At 70.1% G+C, this 23,524-nt stretch carries 21 protein-coding genes and 5 pseudogenes; 15 read left to right on the top strand and 11 right to left on the bottom strand.

All coding sequences use genetic code 11. The annotated features are described in order from the left end of the window. Positions 1-67 precede the first annotated feature (67 nt). Together ACFP2V_RS29695 and ACFP2V_RS29690 are read left to right on the top strand one after the other, a co-directional pair. Positions 68-400, top strand: a pseudogene (locus ACFP2V_RS29695) (transposase family protein); the annotation flags it as partial. An 85-nt stretch (positions 401-485) separates the two neighbouring features. Then, positions 486-656, top strand: a complete 171-nt coding sequence (locus tag ACFP2V_RS29690; RefSeq protein ID WP_381218383.1) for a transposase family protein — start codon at positions 486-488, stop codon at positions 654-656. A 468-nt stretch (positions 657-1,124) separates the two neighbouring features. Here ACFP2V_RS29690 and ACFP2V_RS29685 read toward each other — a convergent pair whose 3' ends face one another. Then, positions 1,125-1,541, bottom strand: coding sequence for an SsgA family sporulation/cell division regulator (locus ACFP2V_RS29685; protein ID WP_381218382.1), 417 nt, complete (start codon positions 1,539-1,541; stop codon positions 1,125-1,127). Positions 1,542-1,861: 320 nt separating this feature from the next. Then, positions 1,862-2,221, bottom strand: coding sequence for a hypothetical protein (locus tag ACFP2V_RS29680; protein WP_381218381.1), 360 nt, complete (start codon positions 2,219-2,221; stop codon positions 1,862-1,864). Positions 2,222-2,700: 479 nt separating this feature from the next. On the opposite strand from ACFP2V_RS29680, the gene ACFP2V_RS29675 reads away from it, so the two are divergent. Both ACFP2V_RS29675 and ACFP2V_RS29670 read left to right on the top strand, forming a co-directional pair. After that, the gene (locus ACFP2V_RS29675; protein WP_381218380.1) at positions 2,701-3,846 is read left to right on the top strand and encodes a hypothetical protein; all 1,146 of its coding nucleotides are present in this window, start codon (positions 2,701-2,703) and stop codon (positions 3,844-3,846) included. A 184-nt stretch (positions 3,847-4,030) separates the two neighbouring features. Next, positions 4,031-4,450, top strand: a complete 420-nt coding sequence (locus ACFP2V_RS29670) for an ATP-binding protein (protein ID WP_381218379.1) — start codon at positions 4,031-4,033, stop codon at positions 4,448-4,450. 150 nt (positions 4,451-4,600) lie between these two features. Here the strand turns inward: ACFP2V_RS29670 and ACFP2V_RS29665 are convergent, their stop codons facing one another. Next, positions 4,601-5,554, bottom strand: a complete 954-nt coding sequence (locus ACFP2V_RS29665; protein WP_381218378.1) for a pirin family protein — start codon at positions 5,552-5,554, stop codon at positions 4,601-4,603. A gap of 736 nt (positions 5,555-6,290) precedes the next feature. On the opposite strand from ACFP2V_RS29665, the pseudogene ACFP2V_RS38755 reads away from it, so the two are divergent. The 4 genes and pseudogenes from ACFP2V_RS38755 to ACFP2V_RS29650 all read left to right on the top strand — a co-directional run. Beyond that, positions 6,291-7,427, top strand: a pseudogene (locus ACFP2V_RS38755) (FAD-dependent oxidoreductase); the annotation flags it as partial. An 84-nt stretch (positions 7,428-7,511) separates the two neighbouring features. Then, entirely contained in the window at positions 7,512-8,084 is a 573-nt protein-coding gene (locus ACFP2V_RS38750) for an aromatic-ring hydroxylase C-terminal domain-containing protein (RefSeq protein ID WP_461090765.1), read from the top strand. Positions 8,085-8,090: 6 nt separating this feature from the next. Beyond that, positions 8,091-9,146: a maleylacetate reductase gene (locus tag ACFP2V_RS29655; protein ID WP_381218377.1), complete on the top strand. Its 1,056-nt coding sequence runs from the start codon at positions 8,091-8,093 to the stop codon at positions 9,144-9,146. Next, a complete protein-coding gene (locus ACFP2V_RS29650) occupies positions 9,143-10,051 on the top strand; it encodes an intradiol ring-cleavage dioxygenase (protein WP_381218376.1) in 909 nt (302 codons plus the stop codon). Before ACFP2V_RS29655 ends, ACFP2V_RS29650 begins: the two co-directional genes overlap by 4 nt. Positions 10,052-10,108: 57 nt before the next feature. Here ACFP2V_RS29650 and ACFP2V_RS29645 read toward each other — a convergent pair whose 3' ends face one another. The 3 genes from ACFP2V_RS29645 to wrbA all read right to left on the bottom strand — a co-directional run bounded on the left by ACFP2V_RS29645 (position 10,109) and on the right by wrbA (position 13,720). Beyond that, on the bottom strand, positions 10,109-11,203 hold the full coding sequence (locus ACFP2V_RS29645) for an AraC family transcriptional regulator (protein ID WP_381218375.1): 1,095 nt from the start codon (positions 11,201-11,203) through the stop codon (positions 10,109-10,111). Positions 11,204-11,885: 682 nt separating this feature from the next. After that, positions 11,886-12,401: a VOC family protein gene (locus tag ACFP2V_RS29640; RefSeq protein ID WP_381218374.1), complete on the bottom strand. Its 516-nt coding sequence runs from the start codon at positions 12,399-12,401 to the stop codon at positions 11,886-11,888. A 698-nt stretch (positions 12,402-13,099) separates the two neighbouring features. Continuing rightward, positions 13,100-13,720 carry an NAD(P)H:quinone oxidoreductase gene (gene wrbA, locus ACFP2V_RS29635; RefSeq protein WP_381218466.1) on the bottom strand — a complete coding sequence of 207 codons (621 nt, stop codon included), beginning with the start codon at positions 13,718-13,720 and terminating at the stop codon, positions 13,100-13,102. 600 nt (positions 13,721-14,320) lie between these two features. On the opposite strand from wrbA, the gene ACFP2V_RS29630 reads away from it, so the two are divergent. Both ACFP2V_RS29630 and ACFP2V_RS29625 read left to right on the top strand, forming a co-directional pair. Further along, on the top strand, positions 14,321-14,731 hold the full coding sequence (locus ACFP2V_RS29630; RefSeq protein WP_381218373.1) for a hypothetical protein: 411 nt from the start codon (positions 14,321-14,323) through the stop codon (positions 14,729-14,731). Between the two features lie 454 nt (positions 14,732-15,185). Then, a pseudogene (locus ACFP2V_RS29625) lies at positions 15,186-15,536 on the top strand (molybdopterin cofactor-binding domain-containing protein); the annotation flags it as partial. Here ACFP2V_RS29625 and ACFP2V_RS29620 read toward each other — a convergent pair. Next, positions 15,422-15,754 carry a hypothetical protein gene (locus ACFP2V_RS29620; RefSeq protein WP_381218372.1) on the bottom strand — a complete coding sequence of 111 codons (333 nt, stop codon included), beginning with the start codon at positions 15,752-15,754 and terminating at the stop codon, positions 15,422-15,424. The pseudogene ACFP2V_RS29625 and the gene ACFP2V_RS29620 overlap by 115 nt on opposite strands. Positions 15,755-15,801: 47 nt before the next feature. After that, positions 15,802-15,957 (bottom strand): hypothetical protein, encoded by a 156-nt coding sequence (locus ACFP2V_RS29615; RefSeq protein ID WP_381218371.1) that lies wholly within the window; start codon positions 15,955-15,957, stop codon positions 15,802-15,804. Positions 15,958-16,176: 219 nt separating this feature from the next. Here ACFP2V_RS29615 and ACFP2V_RS29610 point away from each other — a divergent pair, with 219 nt between their 5' ends. Continuing rightward, positions 16,177-16,461, top strand: a complete 285-nt coding sequence (locus ACFP2V_RS29610; protein ID WP_381218370.1) for a transposase — start codon at positions 16,177-16,179, stop codon at positions 16,459-16,461. Between the two features lie 34 nt (positions 16,462-16,495). After that, positions 16,496-17,467, top strand: a complete 972-nt coding sequence (locus tag ACFP2V_RS29605; RefSeq protein ID WP_381218369.1) for an alpha/beta fold hydrolase — start codon at positions 16,496-16,498, stop codon at positions 17,465-17,467. A 235-nt stretch (positions 17,468-17,702) separates the two neighbouring features. Here the strand turns inward: ACFP2V_RS29605 and ACFP2V_RS29600 are convergent. The 3 genes and pseudogenes from ACFP2V_RS29600 to ACFP2V_RS29590 form a co-directional block, all read right to left on the bottom strand. Further along, positions 17,703-18,598 (bottom strand): annotated as a pseudogene (locus ACFP2V_RS29600) (CoA transferase); the annotation flags it as partial. Positions 18,599-18,654: 56 nt separating this feature from the next. Continuing rightward, the gene (locus ACFP2V_RS29595) at positions 18,655-20,169 is read right to left on the bottom strand and encodes a S8 family peptidase (protein ID WP_381218368.1); all 1,515 of its coding nucleotides are present in this window, start codon (positions 20,167-20,169) and stop codon (positions 18,655-18,657) included. A 91-nt stretch (positions 20,170-20,260) separates the two neighbouring features. Further along, positions 20,261-21,811 carry a S8 family peptidase gene (locus ACFP2V_RS29590; protein ID WP_381218367.1) on the bottom strand — a complete coding sequence of 517 codons (1,551 nt, stop codon included), beginning with the start codon at positions 21,809-21,811 and terminating at the stop codon, positions 20,261-20,263. Between the two features lie 268 nt (positions 21,812-22,079). Here ACFP2V_RS29590 and ACFP2V_RS29585 point away from each other — a divergent pair. From ACFP2V_RS29585 to ACFP2V_RS29575, 3 genes and pseudogenes are all read left to right on the top strand, one after another. Beyond that, positions 22,080-22,280: pseudogene (locus tag ACFP2V_RS29585) on the top strand (DUF485 domain-containing protein); the annotation flags it as partial. Positions 22,281-22,344: 64 nt separating this feature from the next. Continuing rightward, positions 22,345-23,064, top strand: a complete 720-nt coding sequence (locus tag ACFP2V_RS29580) for an IS6 family transposase (RefSeq protein WP_381218366.1) — start codon at positions 22,345-22,347, stop codon at positions 23,062-23,064. A gap of 67 nt (positions 23,065-23,131) precedes the next feature. Beyond that, a complete protein-coding gene (locus ACFP2V_RS29575; protein WP_381218365.1) occupies positions 23,132-23,476 on the top strand; it encodes an SPDY domain-containing protein in 345 nt (114 codons plus the stop codon). The last annotated feature ends 48 nt before the right edge of the window (positions 23,477-23,524 follow it).

Here is a 23,524-nt window from a genome sequence, read left to right as displayed (position 1 = left end):
GCACCGGCCCGGAACCCGGCCCCCGCCACGCCCCGACGCGCCGTCAGAGACCCACGCACCCAATAATGTGACAGCGCCCCGCGAAGGGATCGATGTCCTCGCCGCGCGCGCTCCGGACCTGCACCAGGTCCTGGAACGCTGCCGCGCGCAGGGCCTGAGCCATGTGGTGCTGGACGGCACGCTCATCGCCTGCGACCGCGTGGCCGGCACCACCAAGCGGGGCAACGACCTGTGGTACTCCGGCAAGGGACGGCGCTTCGCCGGAAACCTCCAGTTCCTCGCCGCGCCCGACGGCTCCCTGTTGTGGGTCTCCGCAGTCGAGCCCGGCTCGGTGCACGACCTGTGCGCCGCCCGCATTCATGCCCTGCCCGCGCTGTACGCCGCGGCCCGCCACGGGCTGCCGACCCTGGCCGATGTCGGCTACACCGGCGCCAACATCGGCATTCACACCCCGTTCCGCCCGCATCCGGACATCCCCCCTGGCGGTGGACACCCGGACCCACAACCGGCTCCTGCGCGGCATCCGCGCGCTCGGCGAGCGCGCCGCAGCCGAACTCAAACAGCGCTGGCGCGCCCTGCAGTACGTGACGGTCAGCCCCAACAGGATCGGAGCCATCGCCCAGGCCGCCCTCGTCCTCAACAACGCATGGCGGTGAACTTCGCTGAGAAAACCTCACTGCGCAGCACAAACAGCCGGCTCATTCCACGTACCACCCGCCGCCAGCCCTTCAGCCCGCGTAAGCCTCCCCACGGCACGAACACGTCGCCCAGTACAACTGAGCAACAGCAGGCCATAACCAAGATCAATAACCAAGCACACCAGCTACGCCACGTCCGGTACGGATCAGCGACGATGAGCACCCGGACAACGCGGCGTGTTGACTCGCGAGAGTGCACAGTCCTCCGCCGTCCGCGTGGCGGCCTCCGCGCGGTCCTCTCCCGGGCGGTCGCGGCTGCGGCGAGCACCTCGGCGGCCCGCTGCTCATCGAGTGCGCGCCCCGTGGCGGACCTCTGCGTCTACGCCTCGAGGCGCCCCGCCTCTGCCCCCAGCGGCCTCGCCGCGGGCCCGGGCCGCGGCCGGGTGTTCGCCAGCGGTCTTGATGTTCACCCGGTGATTGCGGACCTCAGGCGCTCTTGCCGAGCAGGCCGCACAGTCCTTGCTCCACATCGATCAGCCGCGTCTCGTGGCCCGGGGGCACCAGCCGGTAGGTCCGCTGCAGCCACCGCTCCACCACGGCGGGCGGGGCCTGAAGCAGGGCCTGCCCATCCGGGACGGCCAACGCGATGCACAGCATGCGGCGCGCCCCGGTACCGGCAGGCCAGATCCGCACGTCGCCCTGCCCACAGGGCCCGAACGCGCCCTGGGCCAGCAGCTCGCGGGCGAACAGCCAGGTCACCGGAGCGTGCGTGCCGACGTGGAAATCCACGTGGACGGCGTAGGGGTCGCGCAGGTCGTAGGACAGGCGGGTCGCTACACCGATGCTGCAACCCGGCGCGACCAGCAGGCGCATTTCGCAATCCTGCTCGACGAAGTTCTTCATGGGTTTTCTCTTGTTCTCTCGATCCGGACGGCGCTCGTGGGAGGCTCTCTCCGGACGGTTCTTTCGGCGGCCTTGGTGCGGGTGCCGTGTTCCGCCCGCTGCCCGCCGCCCGTGCATCCGGGCGACGACACGACCGGGGCGGGGTGCGGTGCGCCTGGAGTCGCACCGCACCCCGCCCCTGGTGGTATTGGCGCACCCCGCCCGGTCACCTGCTGCCATTCTCGGCCGCAGCCGCTCATACGCGACGTCGTTGTCGGACATGAGCCATGCGGACGGTGCGTGCGGCTGATCAGCGAACCGGTGGTTCCGGCCCCGCACCGTCAGCGACGATCGCCCCCGCGGTCGCGGTCGTGCCGGTCGTACCGGTCCCGGTCGTTGCCGCGGTTCCAGTCGCGGTCGCGGTTGTTGTGCCGGTCGTGCCGGTCCCGGTCGTACCGATCGCGGTCGCGGTCCCGGTCGTGCCGGTCGTGCCGGTCCCGGCCGTTGCCGCGGTTCCAATCGCGGTCGCGGTTGCTGTGCCGGTCCCGGTCGTTGTCCGTGGCGTAGGAGCCGATGACGACGCGCTGGGCGTCGGAGTGGGGCGTCGCCGAGGCGGTACCGCCCGCGGCGAGCACCGCGCCCGCCGCGACTGCCACCGAGGCGGCCGCGGTGACGACGCGCCTTCCGAAGATGCGACTCATGATCACTCCTCCTTGAATGCCATGCCGACGTTCCGCCCCGCGGGACGTCGGACGGTGCCCCGAGCTGGTGGGGCACCGCCGAAACTACCCCGAGATGATTGAAGGATAAACTTTCTACTATGTGGGCTATTTCACCGATACCGCCCCTCACAGAGGGAAATAATCTGACCTCTCGCAACCTTCGCGCGGCCGGGATCAACCGCATCGACGAGCACGGAGCAACCGCCACCGGCCGGGGACGGAGCAGCAGCCCGCCCCGCCGGCAGGGGCGCCAGCGCACGCCGACGGCCGCCACTCGAGCGCATCGGCCCGCCGACGCGCCGCTCGCGGCACCGCGCCCCGCCGGACCGCGGGGACACTGCTGGCCAAACCCGGCGGAAAATGGCATTCTCCATTTCGTGCAACATTCAACTAATTCGAGGAGGAGGCCGCCGACCCCGCCTCCCGGGTGGCCCGCGCTGGCGCGCCTGGTCAGATCCGTGGCCGCCCACCAAGGCGGGCGCATCCTGTCCCACGGCGGCAAGAATCTGACCGCCGCGCTGCTCGCCTGGCAGGCGACCGCCCCGTGGGGGCAGGGGCGGCCCCAGTTCCTGGCCGTCGCCACCGCCCTGCTCGTGGTCAACACCTCGACGGTGCACCACTCGGTGACCGAGGCCGTGCGCCGGATCGCCGTCCAGGTGGCGGGGGCTGCCCTGGCCATCGCCACCGCCTGGTGGCTGGGCCCCACCGCCGGAAGCGTCATGGTGGTCCTCGCCGTCGTCCTGGCCACCCGCGGACGCCGGATGTTCGACGACCAACTCCAGGTCGCCTCGACCGCACTGGTCACCTTGGCCGTCGTAGCGGCAATGCCGGTGCGTGACCTCGTCCTCCTGGCACTGGCCACCGCGGCCGGGGCGGTCGTAGGGACGGCAGTCCATGCCCTGATCCTGCCTCCGGTGTACGTGGACGACTCCCGTGCCGCGGTGCGCCGGCTGGCCCGGGCCACCAGCCTGCTGCTGCGCGACATGGGTCGCGGCCTGCGCAGGCACCAGCGGACCAGCTACGCGCGGGTCTGGCTGTCGAGGGCGCGGCAACTCGAGGAGGAGATCGCCGAGGTGCAGGACCACGTGCGGCTGGCCGAGAACAGCCTGCGCTGGAATCTCCGCTGCTCCGTGCACGGGTCCCGGCGGCCCGGAACCGGCGGCCATGCGCTCCTCGTCCTGCACGGGATATCACTGCAGGTGCGAGGGATCGCCCGGACCCTGGTCGACACCGTGGACGCCCCCCGGGACGACTTCCGTCTGGGGTCGTTGTTCACCGACCAGTACGCCCGGACGCTCGAGCTGGCCGGACAGGCCGTGGAGGACTTCGCCGAAGGGAGCCGGGCGGCCGATCCGGAGCGCGCCGACGCCGGCAGACGGCTGTGCACCGCGCTCGACCAGGCCCAGGGCTGGCATGACCGCATGACCGGACTCGTGGCACGCGGCGCCCTGACCGAACCCGGAGCCTGGCACATCTACGGATCGCTGGTCACCGACGCGGAACGGCTCCTGTCCGACCTGGACCGCGCCGGGACAGCAGAGCCGATGGCCCCGGTGACGCCGATGACGAAGAGCGTGCCCAACGCCCGGTCCCCCCGCTTCTGACCGCCCGGCCCGCCGTCGGCCCGGCCCGGCAAGCACCTTCTCGAGCACATGTCACGTGGGGCACGCCTCATCCCACGAGTGCCGCCACCCCCGCCGACCGAATATGTTGAAGATTAAACAACTATTCCGGGTCGTCCGTTCCTCCCGCTGCGGCGGCCGGCGCTCCTCGCGAAAGGCCCTTCCCATGACCACTGCCATGACGCCCCCACCGGCCCGCTCCCTCACCTGGTCGCTGCCCTGCACCGCCGACGCCCCCGCCCGGGCCCGGCGGCTCACCCGGCGGCTCCTGCACAACTGGGGCCTGACCGACGAGTACACCTGCCGCACCGAGGTCGTCGTCGCCGAACTGGTCAGCAATGCCCTCACCCACGCCCGCCCCGACATCCACATCACCTGGCAGCTCGTCCGCAACACCGAACAGCCCTCGGTCCGCGTGGAGGTCGCCGACGGCGGACCCACCACCGCCCCTGCCGACACCGACCGTGATCCCGACGAGCACGGCCGAGGACACCTCATCGTGGCCGCCCTCGCCTCCCTGTGGGGTACCGATCCCCGCCGCGATCGGCGCGGATGCATCCGCTGGGCACAGATCGGCCCCTCCTGACCCGCCGGCACGCACACGCCGAAGGAGGAACCACGTCCGCCGGACGGCCCGCCCCCGCCCCTCCGGGAGCCGCCGCCGGGCACCCGGCCGACCGCCCCACACCCCTGCCCGGGCCGGCTCCCCACACCCGGTCCCCGGGCGGTGTCGTACTCATCGGTTTCCCGGGGCCTGCTGCCAGAAGGGGGCCTTGGCCGGGATGAGGGGCAGGGAGGACGCCACGCGGCCGAAACGGTCGTCCTGGCGGGCCCAGGAGGCGTAGGCGGCGTCGATCTCCTCGCGGTCGCGGCCGACGAAGTTCCACCACATGAGGATCGGCTCGGGGAAGGGTTCACCGCCCAGGAGCATGACCCGGGTGGGCTCGCGCACGTCCAGGGGGAGCTCGTCGCGTCCTTCGCCGAGGTAGCCGAGCCGCCCGGGGTGCAGGGGCTGCCCGTGGACGGCGACGGCACCCTGGAGGACGACGAGCGCGTACTCCCAGTCGGGGCGCAGGGGGACCGTGGCCGGGGCCCGCAGGTCCAGCTCGACGCCGACGAGCGGGGTGTCGTGGCGGGCCGGGCTGGTCAGGCCGCCGAAGTCGCCGATCAGGACGGTCGCGGCGCCGGCCTGGCCGTCGAGGTCGGCCCGCGGCAGCTCCGCGTGGTGCTCGAACGCCGGTGCGCCGTGCCGGGTGGCCTCCGGGAGGGCGGTCCACATCTGGATGCCCTCCAGGGTGCCGCGGTAGTGGCCGGTGGCCTCCTCCGCGTGGGAGACGGCGCTGCCGGAAGTCATCAGGTTGAGCTGGCCCGGCTTGATGACCTGCTCGGAGCCGAGGCTGTCGCGGTGCAGGACCTGGCCGTCGGTCAGCCAGGTGACGGTCTGCAGGCCGATGTGGGGGTGCGGGCCGATATCCAGGCCGCTGTTCTCGGTGACGTCGGCCGGCCCCATATGGTCGGCGAAGCACCAGGCACCCACCGTGCGCCGGCCCCGGCGGGGCAGGGCCCGGCGCACCCGGATCGCGCCGACGGTCGCCTCCCGGCTGTCGCTCACCTCCAGGCAGGGCGGTTCGGGATGGCCGGAGTCGGCCTGATCGACAGGCGCATCGACCGTACTGACCGGTCCGCTCATCACAAGACCTCTTTCCTCGTGTCTTTCCCCGAGTGCATCAAGGATGGGTTCCGTGCGGCTGCGCGGCACCCCGAGGCATTCCGCATCCTTGTGCCGGTACGGGCGCGGCTCGGCGCGCCAGGGGTGTCGGTGTACGCCGCAGTGACCGGGAACGCCAGGGGCACGGCTCGCTTCCGGCACGCGGCGGAACGAGCCCACGGTGGGCAGAGGCGGCGATGAGTACGGGCAGCCGGTGCCGTTGAGGCGCACAACCCGGGCATGCCCAGGTGTTCGAAGGCCGGGTTCAGCTCACGATGGGGCAGGCTGCCAAGACCCGCGACGACTTCGCCGACCAGTGTGCGAAGCGCTGAACGAACCCTGCTGTCGGCCATTGGCTGATGGACGCAGAAACCGAGAGGATCCGGCAGCGGCACTATGTCGCACGACGTCCGCGCGCGTCCTCTGGGCGACCGCCTCGCTCCCACTGCCGGGCTGGCGAGGGACGATGCGCTCGCCCTGGAACCGGGCCCGGAGGACGGACCGGTGGTCGTGAAGTCGTCCACCGGAGCGACGAGAGCGACGAGAGCGACGAGAGCGACGAAGGAGCGTAGGCCGCAGCCGTGCACGCGGCCCTTTGCAGATCCGCCATGTCTTCCTGTTACCGCCAACATCGGTCCTGGCGGGTTCCGTGTCCGTCGGGTCGTTCCGACACTGACGTCACCGGCAACGACGCCGGTCCGAAGAGAGGTGCATCAGGATGCCGGGATTCAACGACGGGACACCCGAGACTGAGCTGCCGACCGGTTCGACCGTGACCACCGAGGTCGTGGTCGTGGGCTCCGGTCCCGCGGGTGCCACCGCCGCCCTGCTGCTCTCGACGCTCGGCGTCGACAACATCATGATCACCAAGTACCGGTGGACGGCGAATACGCCTCGCGCGCACATCACCAACCAACGTTCGATGGAGGTCTTCCGCGATCTCGGCATCTAGGACCAGGTGCTGGCGGATGCCACCGAGCACGCCCTCGTGGGCGACACCGTGTTCTGCACGAGCATCGCCGGGGAGGAGATCGGCCGCATCCACACCTGGGGCACCCGACCCGACCGGGAGGCCGACTACCGGCTCGCCTCTCCGTGCCTGACCGTCGACATCCCGCAGACCTACCTGGAGCCGATCCTGGTCAGGAACGCGACGCAGCGCGGGGCCCAGACGCGGTTCTCCACCGAGTACCTTTCCCACTTCCAGGACGCCGACGGGGTCACCGTGGAGGTCCTTGACCGCTTGACCGGGCAGCGATACAGCATCCGGGCCAAGTACCTGATCGGTGCCGACGGGGCCCGCTCGAAGGTGGCCGCTGACATCGGGCTGCCCTTCGAGGGCGCGATGGACATCGCGGGCTCGATGAACATCACCTTCAAGGCCGACATCGCCTCCTTCGTATCCCACCGGCCCTCCGTCCTGTACTGGGTCATCCAGCCGGGTTCCCATGTGGGAGGCATCGGCGCCGGCCTGGTCCGGATGGTCCGCCCCTGGAACGAGTGGCTGATCGTGTGGGGCTACGACATCGCCGAGGAGCCCCCGCACATCGACGAGGAGGCCGCGACCGAGATCGTGCGAAACCTCCTCGGCATGCCGGACCTGGACGTCGAGATCACCGGCACCAGTCTGTGGGGCAACAACGAGATGTACGCCACGCGCCTGCACCTCGGGCGGGTGTTCTGTGTGGGCGACGCCGTACACCGGCACCCGCCGAGCAACGGCCTGGGCTCCAACACCTCGGTCCAGGACTCCTACAACCTCGCCTGGAAGCTCGCCGCCGTGCTGCAGGGACACGCGTCCCCCGCGCTGCTGGACACCTACAGCACCGAACGGGCGCCCGTCGCGGAGCGCATCGTCAAGCGGGCCAACAAGTCCAGCCGCGAGTTCGTGGACATCTTCAAGGCCCTGGGTCTCCTCGACGCCACGACCGAGACCGAGATGGCGGCCGCCATCGAGGAGCGCAAGGCCAGCACCCCCGCCGGCGCCGCCAAGCGGGCCGCCCTGGTGCGGGCGATGGAGCTGAAGAACTACGAGTTCAACGCGCACGGCGTCGAACTCGGCCAGCACTACACCTCCTCGGCCATCCTCTCCGACGGGACCACGCCCCCCGTCCCGGCGCGGGACCCCGACCTCTACTACGAGATGTCCACCGTGCCGGGCGCGCGCCTGCCGCATGCCTGGGTCGGTGACCGCGCACGCAAGCAGGCGATGATGGACCTCGCCCCCTACACCCGGTGGACGCTCGTCACCGGCATAGCGGGCGAGGACTGGGGACAGGCCGCCGAGAAGGTCGGCCAAGAGCTCGGCATACCGTTGGCGACCGTCGTCATCGGCCCGGGCCGCGAGGTCACCGACCTCTACTACGACTGGGCCAAGCTGCGCGAGGTCGAGGAGAGCGGGGTGCTGCTGGTGCGCCCCGACAAGCACATCGCCTGGCGCGCGATGACCCTCCCCGAGAACCCGGAGGCCCAGCTGCGGCACGCTTTGACCACGATTCTGGAAAGGGACTGAACCCCCATGCGTTTCGACCACGACACCCTGCCCCAGCGCGTACGGTTCGCCTCCGGCGCGGCGGCCGAGAACCTCGCCGCCGAGGTCGCCGCTCTCGGCGCCCGACGAGTGATGGTGATCGCCGCCACGACCGAGCAGGAACTCGCCCACCGCATCACCGACGGGCTGCCCGTCGTCCACCGGCACGACGACGTCGTCATGCACGTCCCGGTCGAGATGGCCGAACGAGCCCGCGCCGAGGCCGCCGCCCACGGCACCGACGTCCTCGTCAGCATCGGGGGCGGCTCGACCACCGGGCTCGCCAAGGCAGTCGCCCTGACCACCGGCCTGCCCATCGTCGCGGTACCCACCACCTACGCCGGCTCCGAGGCCACTCCCGTGTGGGGGCTCACCCAGGACTCCCGCAAGACGACCGGCACCGACCCGCGGGTCCTGCCCCGCGCGGTCGTCTACGACGCCTCGCTGACACTCACCCTGCCCGCCGGTCTGAGTGCGGCTTCCGGACTGAACGCGCTGGCCCACTGCGTGGACTCCATGTGGGCTCCGCGGACCGACCCCATCAACCAGGCCCTCGCCGCCGAAGGCGTCCGGGCACTGCGCACCGGACTGCCCCTGGTCGTCAAGGAACCCGACGGGCTTCAGGGCCGGGAGCAGGCACTGTACGGCGCCTACCTGGCCGCCGTGGCGTTCGCGTCGGCCGGATCTGGTCTTCACCACAAGATCTGCCATGTCCTCGGCGGCATGTTCGACCTGCCGCACGCCCAGACCCACGCCGTCGTCCTCCCTCACGTCCTCGCCTTCAACGGCCCGCAGGCCCCGGAAGCCGAGCGGCGCCTTGCGGCCGCCTTCGACGCCCCCACCGCCAACGAGGGGCTGGCCCGGCTGCGCGCCCATCTGAACGCCCCGCGCTCTCTGCGTGAACTCGGCATGCCCGAGGAGGGCGTCGCAGCGGCGGCCGAGGCCGTCGTCGCCGCCGCCCCGGCCGGCAATCCACGAGCCGTCACCCTTGAAACGATCAGCGGGCTGCTCCAGGCAGCCTGGGAAGGAACGGAACCGCGATGACCGACGCCGCCGTCACCACCGTCGCTGTGTCACATGAGCAGCAGGAACGGGAAGCTGAGATCACCCGCCAGGTGCTGCACGCCTTCGGCGACTGCGCCGACCCCAGGCTCCGGCAGGTCCTGCAGTGCCTGGTCCGGCACCTGCACGCGTTCATCCGGGAGGTCCGCCTGACCGAGCGGGAGTGGAGCAAGGGGATCGAGTTCCTCACCCGGACCGGTCACATCACCGACGACCGGCGCCAGGAGTTCATCCTGCTGTCGGACGTGCTCGGCGCCTCCATGCAGACCGTGGCCGTCAACAACGAGGCATACGGCGACGCCACCGAAGCCACCGTCTTCGGCCCGTTCTTCGTCGAGGACAGCCCCGAGATCGCGCTCGGCGGCGACATCGCCTTCGGCGCCGCCGGCCAGCCCTGCTGGGTGGAGGGCACCGTCACCGACAGCGCCGGCAAGCCGGTCCCCGGAGCACGGATCGAGGTGTGGGAAGCCGACGAGGACGGCTTCTACGACACCCAGTACGACGACGACCGGACCGCCGCGCGAGCGCACCTGTTCACCGACTCCGAAGGCCGCTACTGCTTCTGGGGCCTGACCCCGACCCCGTACCCCATCCCGCACGACGGTCCGGTCGGGCGGCTGCTGGCGGCAACCGGCCGCTCGCCCATGCGCGCCTCGCACCTGCACTTCATGGTCAGCGCGCCCGCCCTGCGCACCCTCGTCACCCACATCTTCGTCCGTGGCGACGAACTCCTGGAAAGTGACGCCGTGTTCGGAGTCAAGGAGTCACTCGTCAAGGATTTCCGAATCCAGCAGCCGGGCACGCCGTCCCCCGATGGACGCGACCTCGCGGACCAGGCCTGGTCCCGCGTGCGTTTCGACATCGTGCTCGCACCGGACGGCACGTAACCCACCGGTCCCGGCCCCGCGGCACACGACGTGCCTGCCGACGGGGCCGGGCGAGGGTCATGCCCGTGACCGCGCCTCACGCAGGACATCCGTGGCACGCATCCCGTAGCGCTCCTTGAACCGGTGGGAGAAGTGGGCGGCCGAGCCGAATCCGCAGCGAGCAGCCACCTCGGCCACGGTCGCCTCGCCTCCCTCGGCCAGCAACGAGCGGGCGCGCTCGAGGCGGCGGCCGAGCAGGTACTGGGGAACGCTCGGGCCACCAGAGGCGAACACCCGCGACAGATGGCGCTCGCTGATGCCGATGCCCTGGGCGACGCGGGCCGCGGAAAGCCTCGGATCGAACAGATGCTCTTCGATATAAGCCTTGGCGATCGCCAGGTGAACGGCGGAGTAGGTCGGCTCGCGGCCGGTCACCACACTGCCGAGCAACTCCAGCAGGGTGTCCTCGTCCGCGCCCCCGGGGGACTCCTGGCGCACTGCCCGACCGGCCAGCTGCGCGAGGGTCCTGGCCTGGACGGCACCGTCGTCCACATCGAAGACCAGCGGCTGCGTCAACGACTCCGGCCCTCCGAGGTCCCGCCACACCGGCCGGGACACCTTGACCGCCAGCTCCTCCATCCCTTGGGAGAAGCCGCGCATGAAGGGCTGGTCCGCATCACAAACGATCAACTGTCCCGGACGCAGCAACCGGACACCGTCATCGTGGTAGAAGAAGGCGTCCCCGGCCAGGGTCAGGTAGCAGGCAATCGCCTCCGACGGCATGCGGCGAATCACCGTCCGCGTCCGCTCCACGACGTGAGGGCTTCCGGTCACCCGGGCGACATGTATTTTCGGGAGCTGCAGGTTGATCTCCGTCGCATCCAGGGCACGGTCGTGAAGAGAGCGACACCGCAACCCGATCAGGGCTTCGGCATTGTGCTCCTCCCACAGGGGAATGCGTTGGGCCTCGGGGAGGCCGAACGTGCTGAAGCGCACCGGACCCACCATCATCCCGGTCGTCATTTCATCAGGGTAATGCTTGTGCGGCTGACTGCCCGCTGTGCGTTCCCGCCCGACTTCGCATCGTCCGAGAAGGCGATCACCGAGACGGTGCCAGGGCCGGTCTCCGCCCGAAGCGGTTCCATCACCAACGCGGTCCCCCGCCTCGGACACGACGACCGAAAGCTGCGCGCCCTGGCAGGTCAGTGTCCGTCCGCAGGCAACACAGCACCCCCGCTCCAGCTCGTTCCCCCCTCCGGGGAGTGCCCTCGTTCGGGGGCGGGACCGAACTCATCAAGCGGAGGTTCCCGCGGACTGCGCGGCACCAGGGGTTGCCCCATCGCTCGCGCCCGTGCAGATGCGCGGCTCGACACGCCAGGGATGCCAGTGCCCGCCAGGATGACCGGGGAGGTCGCATGGCGCCTCCGGCGCGGGCACGAACCCGGTCAGCCATGGGCCTCTGAGGACTGCTGGGTGTGTTCGTTGGCCTTTCGGACAGGCCGCACCCCTACTTCCACTTCGGCAACGCGGTCTTCCGTCGGGATCCTGGAACGTCGGTGTGACAACGGAGCAGCCCGGCGTCGCTTCGACAGGCCGACGCCCGCGCGGAGCAGCGCCTGTCACGCTGCCGCGGGCGCCGACGGTGCAGGAGGCGTATCGAGGGCGGGAAATCGGCGCGCTCGCCGGTCAACCCATGCCCGAGGCGCTCATACCGCGGGCGGCGGGTGTCATGGTGTACGCCTCTGGCCGCACCGGCCGGACAACCTTCCCGGCAACCGCGAAGCGGTGATCGCGCGGCAGCCAGTGACCGAGGCAGGCCTGCGCCGTGAGGGCAGGACAGCCCTGAGCACGCTGATCACAGCACCTTGTTGCCGTACATCTCACCGAGTGGATCGGCGATGAGCTCGATGCGGGCGCCGTCGGGGTCCCGGAAGTACACCGACACCTCGCTGTGCACTGCGTGGTCGACGCCGGCCCGGGCGAGGTTGTCGCACAGGTGACGCCAGCGGTCTGCTTCCACCGAGATCGCCACGTGGTGCAGGCCGCCCAGGACCTCGGCGTACGGTCCCACGTCGAGTCCGGGGAAGTCGAAGAAGGCGAGCAGGTTGCCGTTGCCGATGTCGAAGAAGAAGTGCGACGAACCGGGGTAATCGCGGTTCTCGATCAGTTCGGTCAGCGGGAACTCCAGCACTTCCTGGTAGAAGCGGATCGTCCGCTCGACGTCGCTGCTGATCAGGGCGGTGTGGTGCAGGCCTCGAGCGGACGAGGCGGGCCGTTGCCCGCTCGGCCGCAGGTACCGGTCCCGGATGCGGGTTCGCTCCGCTTCTCGGGCCGACCGGTCCGGCTGCACGTTTTCGTGCGTACTGGTCATCGTTTCCCTTCCCACCGAACTCCACAGTGGCGTGTGCCGCTCGGCGTTGCTGCAGGAGTGGGAGCCGAGTGGCCACCTTGAAGGCTTGCCTTCTCGTGTCCCGGTACCCCAGCAGCAGGCTGGCAGCCCTGAGCAGCACGGAACCCGGGGTTGAGGAGGCAAGCCCATTTGGGGAGCTCGTCCCGGCCCCTGCGCAGCGACCCGTGCGCCGGATTCTCGTTCGGGGCGACGGCTTCGCCCGCGGTCACCGGCAGTGTCTCGCCTGACCGTACGGGGGCGGAAGAGAGGCGGAAGCCGCGCTTTCGGACGACGCGCCCGTCCCGGCGGGCAGCAGCCAGGTCGATCGGCTCCAGGCGGCTCTGCTCTGCTGCAGTTCCCCGGCGCAGGACGGGCTTTCCGGCCGCGGCACACCGTGCCGTGGCGTTCGCCGCGCCGCGGCCGGCCTGGCCCGGCCCGACTCCGCACGAAAACAGCCCCTGCCCACGGCGTTGGGCGGGGGGAGCACCCATTCCGCCCTGGGCAGCCGCCCACGCGCGTGCCACCGTCCGACCCTGCTCAGCTGCACGAACTGCGCTGTCACGGCCAGAAGTCGATGAGGTGAACCGCAAAGTCTGCTCGTTCACCCGGCGAAGGTGGTGCAGGAGGCGAGGGCCTCGCTGTCGCTGCAGGCCGGCCCGGGGGCCACTCGGGAGGGGGGGTCAGGCGGCGGCGAGGCCGGCCTTGAGGCCGGAAGCGATCTTGACGACGCGCTCGGCCTGGATCCGGGCGGCGGTGCGGGTGGTGTCGTCGACCGGGTTGTTGCCCTGGGCGTCGACGTGGGAGGTGCCGTAGGGGTTGCCGTCGGCGAACTTGGCGGGGTCGGTGTAGCCGGGGGCCACGACGATGCCGCCGAAGTGGTGGACGGAGTTGTACAGCGCGAGCAGGGTGGTCTCCTGGCCGCCGTGGGCGGTGGAGGTGGCGGTGAAGCCGCTGTAGACCTTGTCGGCCAGCTTGCCCTGGGCCCACAGGCCGCCGAGGGTGTCGATGAACTGCTTGAGCTGCGAGGCGATGTTGCCGAAGCGGGTGGGCGAGCCGAAGATCACGGCGTCGGCCCACTCGATGTCGGCCGGTGTGGCGACGGGGACGTCGGCGGTGGCGGCGGCGTTGGCGGCCCAGGCCGGGTTGGAGTCGATGGCGGCCTGCGGGGCCAGCTCGGCGGCCTTGAGCAGGCGGACCTCGGCGCCGGCCTTCTCCGCCGCCTCGGCGATCTCCTTACCGATCTCGGCGACGATGCCGGTGGAGGAGTAGTAGACGACGGCGAGCTTGGTCTGGGTGCGCACGGCTGCGGTCTCCGTTCGGTTGGTGTCGGGTGTGCGGTTACGGCTGAAGATGCCCATGACAGCTTTCGTTCCGGTGCTGAACACCCACTGACGAGTGTTGGTTGAACCGTAAACCATCGCGGGGGCGTCCGCGCCCCTCGGGGTGGGCGGCAAGTCAGCGCATGATCGCAGCGCAGGTCGGCCGACCCCCACGTGCAGCCCGGCCCGTCTGCCACTCTGCAGCCACCGTTCAGGGAGCCGGTGCCGTCAAGATGGCCGAATCGCCGTCGCCGACGGCCCGTAGCTCGCCCTCGTCACCGCCGACGCACGCGCCCGAGGTGCGGTTTCGTTCAACGCGGCTGCGGGCCGGCCGGGCTGCTTCCCGTGAGGTGGAGTGAGGAGGACGGACGTCCTAACTTGCCGCTCGAGAACCGGCCCCCAACGGCGGGCATCGGAGGAATATTCCGGCGCAACGATTTTTTGCCAGGTGGCGGACCTCACGCCCCAGATAATTCAATGTTCAACTAAATGAGCTACTGTCTCAAGTGTCTGAAGGCAGGCAAATGCCTGCGAAGCAATCTATTCGCATCACCGGGTGAGCAGGGAGAAGGAATCATGATCATGCCAAACAGGACTGCGCGCCGGACCGCCGTCGCGATCGCTTCTACTGTCGTCGCGGCAGCCGGCCTTCTCGCCGGCGGCGGCGCCGCCTCGGCGGCGGAGCACCCGAGCGGCAGCCACCCGGGCCTCGCGTCCGCCGTCCGAATCTCTGACCATCACAACGAATACCGGCACAACCACAGCGGGGACCGGCACAGTGCATCCGACGGCCGGGGCGGCGACGGTCACGGCCACGGGAAGCGGGATCACGACGGTGGCCGCCACTGGATCCGGTACGACGACCGCGACGGTTACCAGGAGCGGATCGACGAAGGCCGTCGTCAGTGGGTCCTCGACCAGCTCCGCTGGGCCGAGGACCACGGACACCCCCACCAGGGCAGCCTGCAGCACCACGACCGTTCACACGGCTGAGGACCGCGGGCACCGAGGCCGCCACTGCCTGGGCCGCCGTACGCCGGTGGGCAAGTGAAGCGGCCTGAGCCGCCCCCCGCACCACATGCGAGCGGGCGTCACAGGGCAGCGGGGGTGGTATGCGGTGTCATGACCGTTTAAGGGACAGCAGCGGTCATGACACCGCATACCACCCCCGCGTCCCGCACCCCGCGCGAAGGTTCCGCAGCCGCCGCCGTGGCTTCGTTCCCTTCCGTCCTCGTGAACAAAGCCACCTCTCGTCATCGGCGGCCGTGACCTCCACCACCGCGAGCCCCGACTCCGCCCCAGGTGCGCCGTTGCGGGGCCGGTGGATCCGGCCCTTCACGTACCGCCCCACGGTGCGCCGGCTGACGCCGAGCGCGCCGGCCACCGCCCGGGTGCCCCTGAACTGCCTGACCAGATACCGCATCTGCGCGCCAGCTGCTGACGGAGGGTGAGGGCCGACTCCGGTGCCCTGACCTGGCGCGCCCAACGGCGCTCGTACGGCGACATCCTGCGCGCGGCCGAGTCGGACGAAGTGGTCGGCAACGGCGAGATGGTCCTGCCCGGTGACGCGTCCGCCGACGCGGGCGCACCGGGTGTCTCGTCCCGCACCTTCGGCGCCGTGTTCGTCGAGGTCGGCGTCGACCCGGACCTCGGGCTACTGCGGCTGCGCCGCGCGACAGGCGTCTACAGCGTCGGCGCGGTCGTCAACGAGCGCACCGCCCGCTCCCAGATGATCGGCGGGCTTGTGTGGGGCTCGGGCATGGCCACGATGGAGGCCAGCCACTTCGAGCCGAACCTGGGCCGCTGGCTGTCCCAGGACCTCGTCGGGATGCCTCTGCCGGTGAACGCCGACATCCCGCCCCACATCGACATGTCCTTCGTCGACGAGTTCGACCCGCACGCCGGGCCGCTCGGCGCCAAGGGAATCGGGGAGCTGTCCGCCACCGGCACCGCGGCGGCCGTCGCCAACGCGATGTTCGACGCGACGGGGCATCGGGTGCGGGACCTCCCGCTCACGCCCGCGAAAATTTTGGACCCCGTTTGTAGCCGCTCGCTCACCCCGTTCAGGGCGTGTCGGCCAGAAAGTCCAGCGGCGTGGGTCGCCGGGGCGCGGGGTCACACCTCGCCCGGCCGCCGGCGTCGAGCTGCCCCAGCGCGGTGGAGAGCGCGACGCCGGTGTCGGCTTCGTCCTGGCGGCTGTCGGACGGCGTTTCGGTCATGCCCGGTTACTTACGCGCGAAGTCATGGTTCGGGCGTTCGACGCCGCGTAGATCACCAGGGTTCGCTCCAGCCGCCCCGCTACCGCTCGCGCATCGACGAGACCCGGCGCGGACCAGCGCGCTGGGAACAGGACCCGGACACCCGACGACGACCGGCACCAAGTCGGCCAGACCCACTGGAAGTTCCTCACCTGACGCGCGGATTTCGGCATCCCCGAGGTGCGGCAGCTCGCCGTCACCGTCGGCCGCTCGTGGCCCGAGATCAAAGCGTTCATCGACACCGGGCACAGCAACGCCAAGAGCGAGGGCGTCAACCGCGTGATCAAGCTCGTTGCCCACGCCACGTTCGGCCTCCGCAACGCCGAGAACCAACGGCTACGGACACGCTGCGTCACCACTCGCCGAGCCCGCGGGCGCCTCCGCACCGCTCAACTTCGGAGAAACCCGGTTTCACCCGGTTGGAGGCCATGGCCGGGCCCGGCGGCGCCCATGCATGAAAGCTGATGTGCCATAGCCCCCCAAGAAAGGCGAGACCGGAATGACGGAATCTGTGGTCCATGGCTCACGACGTCGAATACGGTGCACCCGCGTCGCGGCGGCGGGCTTCACTGCTGCCGCCCTGTGCGCGGTCACGGTGGCCCCGGCCATTGCGGACGGCGACGCAAGCGCCGAGAAGCCCACCATCGTGCTGGTGCACGGCGCATTCGCGGACGGCTCCAGTTGGAACGGGGTGATCGAACGACTTGAGCACCAGGGCTACAAGGTCATGGCCGCGGCCAACCCGCTGCGAGGCCTGTACAGTGACTCGGCCTACATCGCCTCCGTGCTGAAGAGCATCAGGGGCCCGATCGTGCTGGCCGGTCACTCCTACGGTGGAGCCGTGATCAGCACGGCCGCGGCTGGTAACGCCCGGGTGAAGTCCCTGGTGTACATCTCGGCGCTGATGCCCGATGTGGGCGAGAGCGGCATGTCACTGGCCACCCGCTTCCCCAGCGCCCTCGGCACTGCCACCCAGGCCGTGCCCTACCAGGCAGGTGGCGGCGTCAGCGGGACCGACCTCTACCTCAAACGCGACAAGGTGCACCCGGTCTTCGCCGCCTGCCTCCCGATGAGCCAGGCGAACCTGCTAGCAGACACCCAACGGCCCGCCGCCACCACCGCTTTCTCCGAGACAGCCAAGGTCGCGGCCTGGAAGACCATCCCGTCCTGGGCGCTTGTCGGCCGGCAGGACATGACCATCAACCCGGACCAGGAACGGTTCGAGGCCAAGCGCGCCCACTCCCACACAGTGGAGATCAACTCCTGCCACGTGTCGCTGATCGCGCAACCTGACGCCGTCGCCGACCTGATTCTCCAGGCCGCCACCGCCAGCGGATCCGACCGCCCGGCGCTTGCGAACACCGGCTCCGCGCGGCGCACCGCAGGCGTGACCGGCCTCGCCGGTGCCTGCATGGTCACCGGCTCCGCGGTCGTCCTCCTCGGCCGCCGACTGCGACGCCGCACGCACTGACCCTGTGCGTGCCGACAACCCATGTCACCCATGCTGAGCTGCAGTTCTGGAGTCACGATGTGATCACATCGCGGGCCTCCGGGATCGCCTCGGTGCACGCTCGGGTCTCGTGGCGATACGTCTGCTCTACCGGTTCTGCTGCCTGCTCCTAGGTTGGCTGCGGCTGCCGGCCCGCTCCTCCGCGGCGAAAGACGTCGAGATCCTGGTGCTGCGCCATCAGCTGAGCGTCCTGGAACGCGGCAGGCCAAAGCCCGCTTTCACCCTCGGCGACCGGGCGGTAGCCGGTGACCACGACGTCCGCATCGGCGAGCAGTTCCTCGAAGGCCGCCCGGTCGAACGCGAGGTCCAGCCTCGCCGACCGCTTCCCGAAGCCGGTGTCCGCGTGCAGGACGGCCTCTTCGGGCCGGTCCGGCCGGTCCAGGCGCAGCACGTCCGCGCCCAGCAGGGCGAGCGTGCGGGTGGCGACGGGGCCGGCGAGTACCCGGGTCAGGTCGAGCACGCGCAGCCCGGCGGCGGGCAACAGGGGAGAACTCTCGATGGGCGCGAACACGCGCGTGTGTGCTTCATCCAGCCGCTCCCGCTCCCGCTCGACCAGCGGCCGGGCGACGAGCGCGGTGCTCTGCTTGTGCGCGGCCCACTCCTCGGGCGTGCGCAGCGCGACGGCGAGGCCGCCAGCCGCGTACACGGCCTCCTCGGCCTCCTGAGCGGACCGTTCGGCGAGCGCGGACCCGACGTGGTCCACGTCGCCCGGCACTCCCAGCGCGGAGAGCAACCGCTCCCGGTGGTGGGGTAGTTGGCGTGCGTGCGCACCCAGCCGTCCGAGGTCCGCCAGAACCGGGACAGCGGCGCGAAGGAGACCGGCGCCCGCCCGTCCACCAGCAGGTGCCGCTCACTGAGGAACGCCGTGGCCACGGCCGCGTCGTCCACCCGCACCGCCGGCACCTCGGCGAGTCCTGCCCGCCGCGCCCCCAGTTCGGCGGCGGCGAGCGCACAGGTACCCACACACGCGCGTGCGAGCTCCCGTACGGGAAGGCGCGCTGTAAGCGCGCCTTCCCGCTCCACGGTGGTGATCCGCCCGAGAAGGGCGGGATCGCCACCCACTGCGGACCAGGCGAAGGAGAGTTGAGTCATGACTGCACTATGCGGTACCGACTCAACTCCGCCGTGTTTGCTTGGTCACAGCGTTTTTACTTGGTCACAGCGTTGAGGGCGTTGACGACGCCCGCACCGTAGAAGGAGTTGTTGCCCTTGCCGCCCTTGCACACGGAGCTGTTGATGGAGTAGGGAACCGTGCACTCCTGCTTGTCGGCACCCTGGGCCAGCATCGCCTTCACCTGGTTCGGCTTGGCGTTCGGGTGGGTCGACTTGATGAGCGCGGCGACACCCGCGGCGTGCGGCGAGGCCATCGACGTGCCGGCCATGTAGCCCCACTGGCCGCCCGGCAGCGTGCCGAGGATCCGGCCGTCGACGGCGGGCGCGTCCGGCGCCTGGTAGCGGGTCGAGTCGCCGCCCGGCGCGGCGACGTCGATGATGCTCTGGCCGTAGTTGGAGAACGACGACTTGATGCCCTTGGCGCCGATGGAGGAGACCACGACGGTGCCCGGCAGCTGCGCCGGGATGTCGAGGCACTTCTTCGGGTCGATGGTGCGCGTCACCTCGGTCGAGTCGTTCGGGCTGCCGGTGTCGAGGATCGAGTCGCCGGCGAGGTCCCAGTTGTCGTTGCCGGCGGCCGCGACGTTGACCGTGCCCTTGCTCTCCGCGTACTTCGTGGCACGCGAGACGGCCTCCACCAGAGCCTTCTGGTCGATGTCGTCCTTGCAGTTGAACTGCCACGGGTCGGTGTAGTAGCTGTTGTTGGTGATGTCCACACCATGCTCGGCGGCCCAGACGAAGCCGCACACCACGGCCTCGGTGTAGAACCAGCCCTCCGGCGTCGAGACCTTGATGCCGGACACCTTCACACCCGGGGCGACACCGACCATGCCGGTGCCGTTCTTCGCGGCGGCGATCTCACCGGCGACGTGCGTGCCGTGCGCGCTCTCGCCCTTGTTCGGCCGCCAGGCGCCGTCCGCAGTGTTCGGCTTGCCCGCCACGCAGTTGACCGACGCGGCCCGGTCGAAGTTGGGGGCCAGGTTCGGGTGGGTGTCGTCCACACCGGTGTCGATCACGCCGACCGTGACGTTGGGGCTGCCCAGCGTGATCTCGTGGGCCTTGTCGGCCTTGATCATCGGCATGTCCCACTGCAGGTACTCCAGCGGCTCCTGGCCGGCGGGGGCCGCCGCGGCCGCGGCCTGCACCTCAGCGTCGGTGAGCACCTCCGGCGCCCACATCTCGGTGGTCGACTGCGGGGAGAGCGGAGCGGTCCGGGTGGCGCCGGCCGACTCGACCCCCTTGTCCTTGCGTATCTCCTTGGCGAAGTCGGCGCTCGACGAGTGGACGACGATGACACCGATCTGGTCGTACGCGATGACGACCGAGCCGCCGGCCTTGGCGATCGCCTTCTGCACGGACGCGGAGCTGTGCCCGGGACGGACGTTGACGACGTAGCTCAGAGCCTCTCCGGTGGCAGAGACGCTCTGAGCGGCGGACGCCTGCGGACCGGCCTCGGTGGCGGACGCGACGTTCGGCAGGAAGGCGAGAGCGGAGGCGACGGCCATTCCGAGCGGAATGGTGACGGTACGCCGCTTGAGGCGTGCGCTCATGAGAACTCCAGTGTGTTGAGCCATTGCGTGATGGCATGCGCGAGGGCATGCGGGCGTGGGGGGGGTCTGTGGAAGTGGCGGGCAGGGCCCGTTACTTGACTGCGCGGAGCGCGTTGACGATGCCGGAGCCGTAGAAACCGTTGTGGTTCTTGTTGCCCTTGCAGAACAACTCGACGATCCCATTGCCGTCGGGGTCGTAGGGCTCGACGGGGCATCCCGGGTTGTCGGCCTGGGCCTTGAGAAGGGCCAGCAGCTGGGCGGGCGTCGCCTGCGGATGCGTCGACTTCAGCAGCGCGGCGACACCGGCGACGTGCGGGGCGGCCATCGAGGTCCCCTGCAGGTACGCGTACTCGCCGTTCGGCATCGTGGACAGGATGCGGCCGTTACCCGACGGGGTGTCGGGGATCTGGAACTTGTCGCCGCCCGGCGCGGCGACGTCGATGACGCCGTGGCCGTAGTTGGAGTAGTACGACTTCAGGTTCTGCACGCCGGTGGCGCCGACCGTCACCACACCCGGCAACTGGGCCGGAGCGTCAAGACACTTCTTCGGGTCGATCGTGCGGTCCACCGAGGTCGTGTCGTTCGGGCTGGAGTCGTCGAGGATCGACTTGGCAGCCAGATCGTGGTTGGAGTTGCCCGCCGAGGCCACGTTCAGGGTCCCCCTGCCCTGGGCGTACAGCTGAGCCCGGTTGACGGCCTCGAGAATGGCCTTCTGGTCCGCCTCGCCAGGGCAGTTGTACTTCCACGGGTCCACGTAATAGCTGTTGTTGGTTATCTGGACGTCGTGGTCGGCGGCGAACACGAAGGCGCAGACGACGCTCTCGGCGTAGAACCACTGGTCCTCGTCCGGCTGTGCGACCGTGATGCCCGAGACCCGCACACCGGGCGCCACGCCCGCGACCCCGGTGCCGTTGCGGGCCGCGGCTATCTCGCCCGCCACATGCGTGCCGTGGTAGTGGTCCGCGTCAACCGGCCGCCAGGAGCCGTACGTGGTGTCCGCCTTGCCGCTGACGCAGTTCGCGGACTGGGAGGGGGAGAAGTTCGGGGCGAGGTTCGGGTGGGTGTCGTCGACGCCGGTGTCGATCACGGCGACGGTGACCTTCGGACTGCCCGGGTTGATCGCGGCGGCCTTGTCGGCACTGATCGCCCGCAGGTCCCACTGGTCGGCCTCGAGCGGCTCGAGGGGCACCGAACCATTCGTCTGCTTCGCGGTCTTGGCGGCCTTCGCCAGCTGCGCGACCTCGTCCTTGGACAGGTACTGCGCCGAGCCCACGTCCGTCGTCGCCGACGCGCTCAGCGGCGCGGTACGGGTGGCGCCCGCCGAGTCCACTCCGGGGACGTTGCGGATGGACTTGGCGAAGTCCGGGTTCGCGGAGCGGACGACGATCACACCGATCCTGTCGTACGTCACCACGACGGTCCCGTCGGCCGCGGATATCGCCCGCTCCACCTTTTCGACCACCTGACGGTTGGTCTTGGTGTTGACGACGTACGTCAGGGTGGCCGCGTCCTTCGCCTGCGTGACCGAGGACGTGTGGGGCGCCGCCGACGCCGCCGAGGGCAGGAAGCCGAGCGACGCGGTCAGCGACAGCACGACCGGTACGGCCAGTGCGAGTCTGCGCCGGGAACGCAGATGAGCCATAGGGTCTCCACATCATCCGGGTACAGAACCCGCCCGGGGCACAGGTGTTGGCCGGGGCAGGTACGTGACGAGTGGTGCGTGTGCACGGTGAAGCTATCCCGCCACCTCCCCGACCTGCAATAACTTGTTAATAACTTGTTCAGACTGGTTGCGAAAGAACGCACAGGACTTGAACCGGTCACCGCGCGGCGCCGTGGACCTTGTGGCGGGGAGCCCCAGCACGATCGAAACCCCGCCCCAACCACATCCGACAAGCGAGGAGACCGAAGTGGCCACCGAGACACCGCCACCCTCGAAGACCTAGGCCCCACTCCCGTCCGCCGAGGAGTTCGTCACGGTGCAAGGCAGCGCGGAGTTCGGTGAACTGCGCCGCTCCTACCGCTCCTTCGCCTTCCCGCTGACCATCGCCTTTGCCGCCTGGTACCTCCTGTACGTCCTGCTGTCCAACTACGCCGGCGGCTTCATGGGGCACTGTCACGTTGACCAACCGGGTGGAATGATCTTCTGGTTGGTCATGCTGGGAGGGATCGTCCGTGGACAGCGCGCTACCGTCGTACCAGGGGCACCGGTACCCGGTCGAGATCATCTCCCACTGCGTGTGGCGGTACCACCGCTTCCCGCTGTCGTTCCGCGAAGCCGGGGAGCTCATGCTCCAGCGCGGTGTCGTCGTCTCGTACGAGACGATCCGCCGCTGGTGCCTGAAGTTCGGTCAGCAGTACGCCAACGGCCTGCGCCGCCGGCAGCCCCGGCCCGGCGACACATGGCACCTGGACAAGGCCTTCATCAAGATCAACGGCGAGCAGAAATACCTGTGGCGGGCCGTCGACCAGGACGGGATGGTGCTGGACGTCCTGGTGCAGAGCCGCCGGGACACCGCTGCTGCCCGGCGGTTCTTCCGCAGACTGCTCAAGAAGACCCGCTCGGTGCCGCGGGTGGTCGTCACGGACAAGCTGCGCTCCTACGCGGCCGCCCACCGCGAGGTCATGCCGTCGGCCGGGCACCGTTCGCACAAGGGCTTGAACAACCGGGCGGAGAACAGTCATCAGCCCACCCGGCAGCGCGAACACGCGATGAAGGGCTTCCGCTCCGTCGGCGGAGCCCAGCGGTTCCTGTCCGCGTTCAGCGGCATCTCACCCCACTTCCGGCCCCGCCGCCACCTGATGACCGCCGCCCACTACCGCACCGAGATGACCACCCGCTTCGCCATCTGGGACCAGATCACCGGCGCCGCCGGCCGGCCCGCCGAGGCCTGAGCACCGGCCCGGAACCCGGCCCCCACCACGCCCCGACGCGCCGTCAGAGACCCACGCACACAATAATGTGACAGCGCCCACGGTGGACGGGCGATGGATCCGCTGGACGTCCCCCGCTGGAGACGCGGGAGTCCAGTTCGATGCCTTCGCCACCCAGCAGCCCAACCCAACTCTCGCCACCTGGACCGTCTGGGCCGGCCCGAATCTCGACCGCGCCACCTGGACCCTCACCGCGTCCCCGTACACCCCCAGCTCACTGCTGGCCGACCTCTCCGAGAACCTCGCCCACGCAACCGGCACCCGTCAGGCACAGGCCGCGGGCCGCGAACGCAGGACAAGCCTCGGCACCACGCCGCCAGCCATCCCAGCGGTCAATGCCGACGCCGCGGTCAGCCGTACACGCCAGGCGTGATGCGTGCTCATCGGGTGAGACCGAGTTCGCGTAGGGCGTCGGCGGGGT

It is taken from the genome of Streptomyces incanus (assembly GCF_042656345.1).
In the GTDB taxonomy this organism is placed as follows: Bacteria; Actinomycetota; Actinomycetes; order Streptomycetales; family Streptomycetaceae; genus Streptomyces; species Streptomyces incanus.
Note: the sequence above shows the minus strand (reverse complement) of the source record. Positions and strands in the feature narration are given on the sequence as shown.

What these genes read in the sequence shown, in the direction of transcription:
- ACFP2V_RS29685 (WP_381218382.1), bottom strand. Translation starts at nt 1,541, where the DNA reads ATGAAGAACTTCGTCGAGCAGGATTGCGAAATGCGCCTGCTGGTCGCG.
- ACFP2V_RS29680 (WP_381218381.1), bottom strand. Translation starts at nt 2,221, where the DNA reads ATGAGTCGCATCTTCGGAAGGCGCGTCGTCACCGCGGCCGCCTCGGTG.
- ACFP2V_RS29670 (WP_381218379.1), top strand. Translation starts at nt 4,031, where the DNA reads ATGACCACTGCCATGACGCCCCCACCGGCCCGCTCCCTCACCTGGTCG.
- ACFP2V_RS29665 (WP_381218378.1), bottom strand. Translation starts at nt 5,554, where the DNA reads ATGAGCGGACCGGTCAGTACGGTCGATGCGCCTGTCGATCAGGCCGAC.
- ACFP2V_RS38750 (WP_461090765.1), top strand. Translation starts at nt 7,512, where the DNA reads ATGGCGGCCGCCATCGAGGAGCGCAAGGCCAGCACCCCCGCCGGCGCC.
- ACFP2V_RS29655 (WP_381218377.1), top strand. Translation starts at nt 8,091, where the DNA reads ATGCGTTTCGACCACGACACCCTGCCCCAGCGCGTACGGTTCGCCTCC.
- ACFP2V_RS29650 (WP_381218376.1), top strand. Translation starts at nt 9,143, where the DNA reads ATGACCGACGCCGCCGTCACCACCGTCGCTGTGTCACATGAGCAGCAG.
- ACFP2V_RS29640 (WP_381218374.1), bottom strand. Translation starts at nt 12,401, where the DNA reads ATGACCAGTACGCACGAAAACGTGCAGCCGGACCGGTCGGCCCGAGAA.
- ACFP2V_RS29630 (WP_381218373.1), top strand. Translation starts at nt 14,321, where the DNA reads ATGCCAAACAGGACTGCGCGCCGGACCGCCGTCGCGATCGCTTCTACT.
- ACFP2V_RS29615 (WP_381218371.1), bottom strand. Translation starts at nt 15,957, where the DNA reads ATGACCGAAACGCCGTCCGACAGCCGCCAGGACGAAGCCGACACCGGC.
- ACFP2V_RS29605 (WP_381218369.1), top strand. Translation starts at nt 16,496, where the DNA reads ATGACGGAATCTGTGGTCCATGGCTCACGACGTCGAATACGGTGCACC.
- ACFP2V_RS29595 (WP_381218368.1), bottom strand. Translation starts at nt 20,169, where the DNA reads ATGAGCGCACGCCTCAAGCGGCGTACCGTCACCATTCCGCTCGGAATG.
- ACFP2V_RS29590 (WP_381218367.1), bottom strand. Translation starts at nt 21,811, where the DNA reads ATGGCTCATCTGCGTTCCCGGCGCAGACTCGCACTGGCCGTACCGGTC.